General features: G+C 69.5%; 8 protein-coding genes and 1 pseudogene. 5 read left to right on the forward strand and 4 right to left on the reverse strand.

The genetic code is table 11. The annotated features are described in order from the left end of the window. The first annotated feature begins 56 nt into the window (after positions 1 to 56). From AC1DP0_RS11715 to AC1DP0_RS11735, 5 genes are read left to right on the forward strand one after another with little or no spacing between them, the layout of a single operon-like run. Positions 57 to 875, forward strand: coding sequence for an ATP-binding protein (locus tag AC1DP0_RS11715; RefSeq protein ID WP_478084744.1), 819 nt, complete (start codon positions 57 to 59; stop codon positions 873 to 875). Further along, the gene (locus tag AC1DP0_RS11720; protein ID WP_478084745.1) at positions 872 to 4,024 is read left to right on the forward strand and encodes an eCIS core domain-containing protein; all 3,153 of its coding nucleotides are present in this window, start codon (positions 872 to 874) and stop codon (positions 4,022 to 4,024) included. Before AC1DP0_RS11715 ends, AC1DP0_RS11720 begins: the two co-directional genes overlap by 4 nt. 3 nt (positions 4,025 to 4,027) lie before the next feature. Next, on the forward strand, positions 4,028 to 5,467 hold the full coding sequence (locus AC1DP0_RS11725; RefSeq protein WP_478084746.1) for a glycosyltransferase family 2 protein: 1,440 nt from the start codon (positions 4,028 to 4,030) through the stop codon (positions 5,465 to 5,467). A 39-nt stretch (positions 5,468 to 5,506) separates the two neighbouring features. Continuing rightward, complete coding sequence (locus AC1DP0_RS11730; RefSeq protein WP_478084747.1) at positions 5,507 to 7,420, forward strand: DUF5995 family protein; 1,914 nt, start codon at positions 5,507 to 5,509, stop codon at positions 7,418 to 7,420. Positions 7,421 to 7,425: 5 nt separating this feature from the next. Continuing rightward, positions 7,426 to 7,890: a hypothetical protein gene (locus tag AC1DP0_RS11735; RefSeq protein ID WP_478084748.1), complete on the forward strand. Its 465-nt coding sequence runs from the start codon at positions 7,426 to 7,428 to the stop codon at positions 7,888 to 7,890. Positions 7,891 to 7,936: 46 nt separating this feature from the next. Here AC1DP0_RS11735 and AC1DP0_RS11740 read toward each other — a convergent pair whose 3' ends face one another. The 4 genes and pseudogenes from AC1DP0_RS11740 to AC1DP0_RS11755 all read right to left on the reverse strand — a co-directional run. After that, entirely contained in the window at positions 7,937 to 8,425 is a 489-nt protein-coding gene (locus tag AC1DP0_RS11740; RefSeq protein WP_478084749.1) for a bacterial transcriptional activator domain-containing protein, read from the reverse strand. Between the two features lie 297 nt (positions 8,426 to 8,722). After that, positions 8,723 to 8,911 (reverse strand): hypothetical protein, encoded by a 189-nt coding sequence (locus AC1DP0_RS11745; RefSeq protein WP_478084750.1) that lies wholly within the window; start codon positions 8,909 to 8,911, stop codon positions 8,723 to 8,725. Between the two features lie 45 nt (positions 8,912 to 8,956). Then, a complete protein-coding gene (locus AC1DP0_RS11750) occupies positions 8,957 to 9,484 on the reverse strand; it encodes an AfsR/SARP family transcriptional regulator (protein ID WP_478084751.1) in 528 nt (175 codons plus the stop codon). Positions 9,485 to 10,063: 579 nt separating this feature from the next. Beyond that, positions 10,064 to 10,223, reverse strand: a pseudogene (locus tag AC1DP0_RS11755) (IS256 family transposase); the annotation flags it as partial.

Genomic DNA, 10,223 nt, shown 5'->3' on the forward strand with positions numbered 1-10,223 from the left:
GCTCGAGACGCTGGCCACGTTGCAGACCGCACTGCCGGCTCGAGACGCTGGCCACGTTGCAGACCGCACTGCCGACCACCGACGCTCCCGTGCTGACGGCAGCCGCCGCGGCCGAGTTCGACACGCTGCTGCGCCGATGTCGCCACCGCGAGCGCCTGGTCGACTCCGCGGCGCGGTCTGGGGTGACCCGCGGCGTCAGGGCCCTGTTCAGCGGTGGCAGTGGCACGGGCAAGACGCTCGCAGCCCGCCATCTGGCCGCGGTGCTGGAGCTAGACCTGTACCTCGTGAACCTGGCGGCGGTGGTCAACAAGTACATCGGCGAGACCGAGCGGAACCTCGACCGCGTGCTGGCACGCGCCGAAGAGCTCGACGTGGTGCTGCTCCTCGACGAGGGCGACGCCCTGATGACCCGGCGCACCGAGGTCGGGAACGCCAACGACCGCTACGCGAACCTCGAGACCGACTTCCTGCTCCACCGGCTGGAGAGCTTCGAGGGCATCGTCGTGGTGACGAGCAACGCTGCAAGCCGGATCGACCAGGCATTCTTGCGCCGGATCGACGTCACCGTCGACTTCGTCGCGCCCGACGCCGACGCGCGCTGGCAGATCTGGGCCGCCCACCTCCCCGTCGACCACGAGGTCTCGGCGGGACTGCTCGACGACGCCGCCCGGCGCTGCGCCCTCACGGGCGGGCAGATCCGCAACGCGTCGCTCCACGCCACCTTGCTCGCCCTGGACCGCGGCGGGACCGTGTCCGACGCAGAGGTCCTCGCCGGCATACGGCGGGAGTACCAGCGCGCGGGCTCCGTCTTCCCGCTCGCCGCACTGACGGATGTCGACCGTGGGAGCCGGAACGGCTCGGGGCGTCGGACATGAGCCAGATCGCCCGTCTTCCGGGCCACGAGCGGACCGGCGCTGTGACCGCGTGCTCCGAGCCGGCGCGGCAGGCGGCGCCGGCGAGCACGGCGGACCTCGCGCGGATGCCGTTGTGGGCATCGGTCGCACCGCGTCGAACCGTCGACGCCGCGCCCCTGGGCGCACGGAGGAGCCATGGTCCACCGCGTCCCGCGGGCATCAGCAGTCCTGCCGACCCGAGCGAGCGCGATGCCGACGCCATGGCCCGGCGCGTCGTGCGTATGCCGTCCGGCCGGGGAGCGCCCACCGCGCGGTGCGGCGCGTCACCGGTCCACGCACCGGTCGTCCAGCGCAAGGCCCAGTCGCAGGCCGGTCGGACCGAGGGCGTCCCCGCCGTCGTGGAGTCCGCACTTGCTTCGCCCGGACAACCGCTCAGCGATGACGTGCGCACTTTCATGGAGGACGGCTTCGGTCAGGACTTCGGGGACGTGCGCGTCCACACCGATGCGACGGCAGCCGCGAGCGCCGACGCGATCTCGGCACGTGCCTTCACACACGGAAGCCACATCGCCTTCGCATCAGGCGAGTACCAGCCACAGAGCACCGCAGGTCGTGAGCTGCTCGCCCACGAGCTCACCCACGTCCTGCAGCAGGCGTCGGGCGCCACCGGTGTGCACCGTGCGACCCACCAGGTCGGGACGGCCCAGATCTCCATCGACTACGGGGACGTCGTGGGACACGACACCCCCGCGGAGCACCAAGGTCGGGCGGAGGCCCGGTACACCGCGTTGACCGGTCGGCCCGCGATCGACATCAGTGCCCAGGTGGCCGCCCTCCCGACCTCTCGGGCACGCTGGCTGTTGTTCGCTCTTGACCTGCTCGCCGACAACCCGATGCCTGGTCTCGACCTCACACAGGCCGCCCGACGCCTCGTCGAGTATGCGCCGAAGGCAGTCGAGCTGCTGCCACTCGGCCCCCGCTGGCGCGAGTTCGCCGCCGAGGCGATGCGAGCAAGCGGATGGCTCGAGCTCGCGCTGACCACGCAGTTGAGGGTGGCGAACCCGGCGGAGCAGCGCCGGCTCGACCCCCTGTACAACCCCGACGCAGCCAGCGGAAGCGCCTCGTCCTCGGCCTGTCCCGTCGGCCGACCCCCGGGCAGCAAGCTCGACGAACCGACTTTCCGGAGCGACCTCGCCACGCTGCTGCGAGCGTACGTGTCCGGGCGGGCCCGTCAGGTGCGCGCGAACCCGGTCGCCGTGCACCCCGTGGGCCAGATCAGGTCGGTAGCGGACGAGGTGCAGACGGAGGCGCTGCGGGTCTTCGCGCCGTACATCGGTCACAGCCACACCCGCGCCTTCCAGCAGAGCTGGCGGTACCCCAGCCACCTGACGCCCAGCACGGCCCCCGGCGCCATCCCGCCGCAGATGATGCGGGCCTTCCTCGACAACCGGGCACGCACCCAGGCGGAAGGCGCAGGCCTGTTCGGCCGGGTGCACTACGACCCACGCTGCCCGTCCGACGAGCAGGTGCTCGGTGACGTCGTCGACCAGGTTGCCACCGACCCGTCCGTGCAGTCGGACCTCGCGGCGATTCTCTCGCGGCAGACCTTCACAGCGAGCAGCGACGACAGCGCAGAGGTCACCATGAACCTGCAGTACTCGGCAGCGATGGACCTGTGTGATGCCCGGTGGACGGCCGTCGAGACGCTGTGCCACGAGCTCATGCACGTGTATGTGAGCCAGGAGTTCGCGGACCTCCATCGCAACCGTCAGGTCATCCGAGAAGGCTTCCCGGAGATCCTCGGAGACCAGCTGTACAACGAGATCCGCCGGAATGCAGAAGGCGACGCGCGGTTCCGCCGCAGGTTCGAGGGCGGTCTTCCCGGGAGAGCGTGCAGTGGCCCGATCCATCCCTCCTCCATGGGGTACGGACCCGCTGCGGAGGCGGCCGAGCGCATCCGCGTCATCGTCGGCGACAGCCGCTTCCGCGCGGCCTTCTTCCTCGGCCGGACTCAGCTCGCCGGTCTCGCGCCCAAGCTCCGAACCGGCACGACCGACGACGTCTGCGAGAGCCAGGCGGACAGCCTCGCGAGGCGGGTCGTGGCCGGCACCGCTGTCCGGGGCACCGCGGTCGCCGGCAGGTTGCCCGCCGGTCTCACGACGGGCGTACCGCGGGTGCAGCGACAGCCGGCCCCACAGTCACCCCAGGACAGGGCGACGACCGAGCGGGCGAAGGCCCGGCTCAGGACTCTCGAGCCGCTGCTGGCCTCCCTCAAGGGCAAGCAGGTGGCGATCGAGGCCGATCGACTTCGGGTGCTGGCGGACCGGGCGACGCTCGACGCCGGCTCCATCGACCCTGGCATGAAGCAGCGGCGACAGCTCGAGGAAGACAACTGGACCCGTCTGAACGTCGCACCCGTCACCGTCTCGCTGAACGAGAACGCGGTGGTCGTCGAAGTGCGCTTCCAAGTTCGCTTCGAGGACGCCACGATGAAGGGCCGGTTCGGGGAGCTTCGGACGGCACTGTCCGCGGGCATCGACCTGGTGTGGAAGAAGAACCTCGAGGGTGTCTTCGCGGGCCGGGTCTTCAGGGTGGTGCCGGAGCTCACCTTGATCGACACGAAGACCCCTCGCGATCACAACTTCTGGCTCATCACGGTCCGCGCGGTCAGCACGGGCGTGCCGGTCACGTATCCCGGATGCTCACTCCCCCAACCCGATCCGAAGATCGCGACCTCGGTCACCGATCCCATGTGTGACGGCGGCGTCATGAGCATCCCGCCCGCGCACATCACGGAGGCCGGAGTGCTCGGCCACGAGCTCCTGCACCTGTTCGGGCTGGTGGATCGCTACCTGCTCCTCACGGCGACCTCGACATCCGGGCCGCCGCAGTTCACCTCGGTCCCGACTCGTGAGCTGCAGGGGCGCAAAGACCCGCTCGGCGGTCAGGACGCTCCGATCCTTCGCGAGGACCTCGGGTACCTCCTCGACAAGCTGGGCGTCTACCAGAGGGAGTCCGAACGCCAGACCGCTGGACTGCAGAGTGTCGAGTCGGAGGTACGCCGTCTCCGCCGCATCGTCGAGCTCGGATACGACCCGGACTCGCTGGTGCGGACCATCCCGCCGAAGGACTTCAACGACAAGATGATGAAGTCTGCCGAGGATCTCTGACTCATGACTCGTGACTCCCACTCCCGCACGCCCCTGGTCAGCTGCCTGATGGTGACCAGCGGCCGTCAACAGTGGGCGGTTCACGCCGCCGACATGTTCCTCCGCCAGGACTACCCCAACCTCGAGCTCGTCGTGGTGGAGAGTGGGCACCCGGCCCTGGAGGGTCAGCTCCCGCCGGATCGACGGATCCGACTGGTGCACCTGCCGGGCCGCCAGTCCATCGGGGCACTGCGCAACCACAGTTGCCGCCTCGCACGTGGGGCGGTGGCGGTGCTCTGGGACGACGACGACTGGTATGCCCGCGACCGGGTCAGCCGGCAGGTCAAGCCCATCCTCGACGGACGAGCGGATGTCACGGGCCTGGTCGGCTTTCCGTGGCTCGAGCTGGAGGGTTGGCGGGCGTGGCGGATCGCCCCTCAGGCCCAGGATCGGTTGCTCTTCCAGGGGATCGGCTGCGGCACACTGGCCTTCGGCACCTCGCTGTGCACCGGGCGCGTGAAGTTCGCGGACCGGTCGCTCGCCGAGGACGTCGCGTTCCTGCAGCAGGCTCTCGCCGCCGGAGCGCGTCTCGAGCGGGTCACCGCGGGCGACTGCTATGTGTACGTCCGGCACGGCCGCAACACATGGCGTGTCGAGCCCGGGCGGTTCAGGGGCTCCGAGAGCTGGGTCCGATGCGCCATCCCGGACCTTCCGGCGCCGGACCTCGAGTTCCTCCGATCCCGCCGGCGGCCCGCGCTGGGAACGCTCGTGTCGTGCCTCATGCCGACGGCAGACCGACGGCAGTTCGTGAGCCAGGCACTCCTTTACTACCAGCGCCAGGACCACCCGGACCGCGAGCTGGTGGTCGTCGACGACGGCAGCGACCCGGTGGCCGATCTCGTGGACGGCATACCCGGAGTCCACTACCACCGGCTGCAGCGACGGATGGTGCTGGGTGCGAAGCGCAACCTGGCGGTCGAGCTGGCCCAGGGCGACGTGCTCGCTCACTGGGACGACGACGACTGGTACTCCCCCGACCGAATCACGACACAGCTCGCCCGCATGGCCGAGACCGGGGCGGAGGTCTCAGGTGTGTCGACACTCCCGTTCTACGCCCCCGCGACCGGAGCGGCCTGGACCTATCGCTGGCCGGCGCACCGACGGCCATGGGTCGCTGGGACCAGCCTCGTCTTCACGCGGGGGACCTGGGAGCGCAACCGGTTCGCGACGGCCGCGGTGGGCGAGGACACGCGGTTCGTCTGGCGAGCGCCGGCCGACCGCGTGGTCGCGGTCCCCGAACGCGTCGTGGTCGGGATCACCCACGCCGGCAACACGGTCCCGAAGACGGGGCGAGGCGGCTACTGGTCTGCAACCCCCGCGGCCGATGTCGAAGATCTGCTCGGTGAGGACCTCACGTTCTACCGCAGTCGCCTGATCACGACCACTCGGCTGGATCCCCGGTGAGCACCACGACCCGCAGCGAAGACTGGAGGCGAGTCCCCCATGAGCCAGCTTGACCGGAAGCCGCGCCACCAGCGGCCCGACGCCGAGCCCGGACACGGTCTCGAAGCGGCGAATGACGCGACCGGGCCGACCCATGCTGACCTCGCCAGACCGCCACGCTGGGCATCCCCGGCGGACGGCGCGGACCTGTCCCACGACGTCGCCGCGGTGGTGGAGCGCAGCAGTGTCGCACCGTTCAACGCGGCCGCCACTGCCGACAGAGCCGACGCGACAGAACGAGCTGTTGTGCACCGTGGCCCCGAAGTCGACGCGGCCCTGGAACGCTGGCAAGCCGGAGCCGCGACCGTGGGCCGACACGTCTTCCTGCCCGACAATGCCCCACCCGCGATACAGCGCCACGAGGCGATGCACGCGGTCCAGGCACGCGACGACGTCGACCTTGGCCGGCCGGTGGTCATGGGCTCGCACACGGCTCCGGAGGAGCGCGGCGTCGGACAGGCAAGCGGTTCGGACCCACAGGTCCTGCGCCGCTACCCACCGCGCGTAGAGACACCCGCCTGGCCGCCGCAGGCGACTCCGCCGGCGGCATACGGGCCCACCGGAGTGCGTCACGACAGCGAGGGCAACCTGGTCCAGGAGGCGAACGGGCACTGGTACGTCGCATCCGCGCCGCAGCTGACCTTCCCCATCGCACGCGGCTACCGCTACCAGCTGCTCCCGCTCAACCCCAACGCGTCGTTCCGGACCCTGCACCGTCAGACCGAGCAGGTGCGGGATCAGCAATTGGCCACCGCCAACCGTCTACGCGGGACCGGGAGGTACTGGTTCGCGCGGGTCTACTACTTCGTGACCGTGCACGAGCTCGAGCACATCGACCGTGGCGTCTACCAGTACCCGCACATGAAGATGCAGGAGGTGATCGCCTTCAACACGACCTACATGGCCAACCTGAACGCGTGGGAGTCCGGCGACCGAAGCGGGGTCGAACCCAACTGGCGGCGGGCCTTCGAGGCAGCCGATCATCCGGGAAGCTGGATGGGCGCGTCCAAGGAGATCGCCAACGCGCTGCTCCCTGCGATGCAGGCGCACATCCGCTTCGACCTGCCCCGCGCGATCGCCGCCGTGTTCGCCACGCACTACGCCGGGATCCCCGGCACCTCGGTCGACGACTTCCGCGCAGACTTCTTCGCCATGGCCAGCGTCTTCGACCGGGCGGCCGCCGACCTCAACCCCGAGATCGAAGCTGCCGGGACGAACTGGAACCCGGCGAACTGGCAGTGGGCCGGCGACATCGCGTTCCCGTTCATCTTCCATGTGCCCGGCGAGCGCGAGCACGCCTGGGAGAAGGCGCAGATCATCAGCGGCTTCTCCGGCAGCGATGCCGACCTGGCCCGTCGGCTTCGGTCGAACATCACTGCGCGGCACCCGAACTGGTCGGACTTCGAAGTCAACGGTGAAGACGTTCGTGGATATCGCTGGGGCCACCAGCCAGGCATTCGGCGCGACGAGCAGCCGGGCTCGGTGCACCAGCCGGCACCCGCCCTCCCGACGATTCCACGCCGCCTCTACTTCCGCCTCGCCCTCCCGGATGGCGACATGCAGCTGGCCGATGCAGTACGCCGCGACCAGGACATTCGCCCGCTCCTCGACCTGGCACAGTGGCTGCGCCGGGTATCCGGCGCTGTCATCATGCTCGAAGGACACGCGTCCTCCGAAGGCGCCGAGCACAGCAACCACAACCTGTCGGCCGCTCGAGAGGACGCCATCGAGTACTTCCTCTTTCGAGCGAGCGCCGACCTCACCAACAACCGCATCCGGCACAGCCCGCAGGGTGAGCGTGGAGCGCAGCCGACCCCGGACTGGCGGTACGTCGAGATCACGGTCGTGCTCCCCGGGTTCGCCAAGGAAACGTCGTGGCCCACCGCATCTCGCCTGCCGAGCGAGGCACGATGAGTCCCGTGAGCGACGTAGTGAGCACGTTTGTCGCGGCCGTCCGCTCCGGTGAACAGGCCGCCGCCTCCGGACTCGTCGACTGGCCGGTGAGCGGGGTGGCCACGATGGTGCGAGCCTTGGCCGAAGCCGAGCCGGACGAACGCGCTGCCCTGGCCCGGCAAGGGTTGCACGCGCTGAAGACCGAGGGCGTTCGCGAACCGATATCTCTGTCGTGGCTTGCGCCGTGCGTGGGCTCCGATGTGTCCGCGCAGGCGGCGACGGACGATGAGGTGGCCGCGGCGCGGGCAACGCTGGACGCGCCCGAAGTGCCGCCGGAGGTTGATGACGTGACCCGGCAGTCGCTGCACGCGATCGCGACTCGCGTGAGTGGGATCGACCAGGTCTACGCCTTGCGCTGCGGCGACCGGCGGCCGTGCCTGCTTGCGACCGGCCCGGGCATCACTGGCCTGGCCATCGCCCGGCCGGGGTGACCCGCGGCGCCCACGCCCACGGCATACCTCGACCGGCCCGGCCGAATCAACCGGCTGCGGCGGCCGGCAGCACCTCGTGAATGCTCTGCGCCACAACAGCTTCAGGTCCGCGGGCGCGAGCCGCGGCTGCCAGGATGTCGCCACTGGGCGCCAGACCGACCTCGGTCGCGAGGATGAGGCGACACTTCTCGAACTGGCGCAGCGCTGCGATGCGGTTGCCGAACGCGACGTGTGCGTCGATCAGGATCCGGTGGGCCGCCTCACGCAGCGGCTCGACCGAGACGACAGCCAGAGCTGCCTCGACCGCGAGCTGTGGCTGACCGGCGTCCAGGAGCGTCTGCGCCATGCTCTCCATGCCCGCGAGGCACAACTGACGAAGTCGCTCGCGCTCGACGAGGACCCAGTCCTCGTACCAGCCCGGCAGCAGCTCGCCACGCAGCAGCTCAGGGTTGACAGGAGCGCCGCCGACCAGCTGGGCGTGCGCGGCGGCGGCGGCATCGCGCGCGTCAACGAGCACCGTCGTCGGCAGGCTCACTCGAGTGCGACCCGCCTCGACCAGCGCGCGGCAGCACCCCGAGTTGGCGCGCCAGATGGCGGAGCGGAGGCACGCGGCCGCGCGATCCTCGTGTCGGTCCCCCCAAAGGACGCCTGCTACTTGGGTTCTGACGGCCGGTCTACTCTGCAGGGCGAGGTAAGCAACCAAGCGCTCGGCAGAGGGCGGCAGCTCATGGGGCTCTCCGTCGACCGTGAGTTCGAAGCCCTCTAGCAGTCGAAGCCTGACTTGTGCGGCTGACATGCGAGCAAGCGTGCGCCGTCCCCCGTCTTGCAGGCGTCACGGCGGCGTCTCGCAAAGGTCTCGCAACCAGCCGCGGACCGTGTCTATCACCGTGTCGAGGCCGACGAGTATGTGCGCCTGCTGTTCCTCGCCGTCGACGGAGGACTGCACGCGGGCGACGATCTCCCCTTCGTGCAGCCACGCACGAAGCAGCAACACGCCTGCTCGGTCGACGTCCTCGCTCACAACACAACTGTGGGCACAAACCGTCTCGGCCCCGTGGCCGCCTCGTCACGTTGGGAGACCGGGTTGATCGGGCCTCAGACCGCCTGACCTCCCCGGCGTCGCCGCGCTGCGTCGCGGCTCCGGACGCCAGCCGCACGCGGCTATGAGCTCAGTCAACTGCCGTGTCGGCGCCAGACCTAGCTCGGCATCGAGGACAGCACGGCAGCTGTCGTACTGCGCGACCGCGGCCGCGACGTTGCCCTCCGCCAGATGAACTCGGATCACTGCTCGGTGTGCGCTCTCTCGTAGGGGGTCGGCGTGAAGGCAGGTCAGCGCCGCGTCCAGCGCGGTCCCGTAGTCGTGTGCTTCAGCCAGGCGCCGAGACAGCTGCTCGAGCGCATGGAGGCGAATCTGAAGTAGCCGTTCGCGCTCCAACTGCAACCATTCCTCGTCCCACGTCGGCAGCAGGTCGGCAGCGAACACGTCTGGGGAACGGGGCTCGCCGCCATCCACGGCCGCTGCAGCGTGCAACATGTCGGATACGTCGACGTGAACGCGCTCGTCGAGCGAAAGGTCATCGCCCTCCTCACGCACCAGCATGCTCCTATGCGGAGTTAGCTGCCACAATGCCGCCCGAAGCCGGGCAGCAGCGCCGCCATCGGGCAACGCCGGCCAAAGGACCCGACGAAGTTCCAAGCGGTTCATGACTCCTCGAAGACCGAGAACGGCCAAGAGCCGGCGCGGCTGCAGTGACACCGTCGAAGCGCCAGGAAGGCCCGTCAGCCGCCACTGCCCGAGCAACTCGAGTCGGGGCGAGCCCTGATCATCGCCCGGCTCATACGTAGACCTCGGTACGCGATGAAGAACCATGGTGTCCCCTGCATGGTGGTTACGCGGCCCGTCGCGAGGCCCACCGACGTCGAGGGTGCATTGCCTTGTCCACTGTAAACGCATCTTCGAAAGGACACCCCGCTAATCATGAATCCGGGCAAAACGAATGTTCAGACAGCGACGATTCAGCCTGTATGCCGGGCGCGGCCGCCGTCGATCGGCCAATGGTCTGTTGACGTCCGAGCGTCTTCCAGTGGCCGCCAGATGCGCCTGCGAGCCTCGCCCTCGGCACGGTCAAGTCCGGGTCGGTGGTGTACGACGTGATCCGTCGAGGTTGTTCGTTTAGGGGTTGATGGCGCCGGCGATCAGGTTGGTGCTCACCTCCTCGGGGTTGTCCTCGCGATCGGTCAGGACGGTGCGGGCGTTCTTCAGTGCCTCGAGGCCGAGGTAGCGGCGTTGCTCAGCCCACTCGTCGTGCTGCTCGGCCAGGACGGCCCCGACG

The sequence above is a fragment of the Terrabacter sp. P5_B1 genome, from assembly GCF_056400505.1.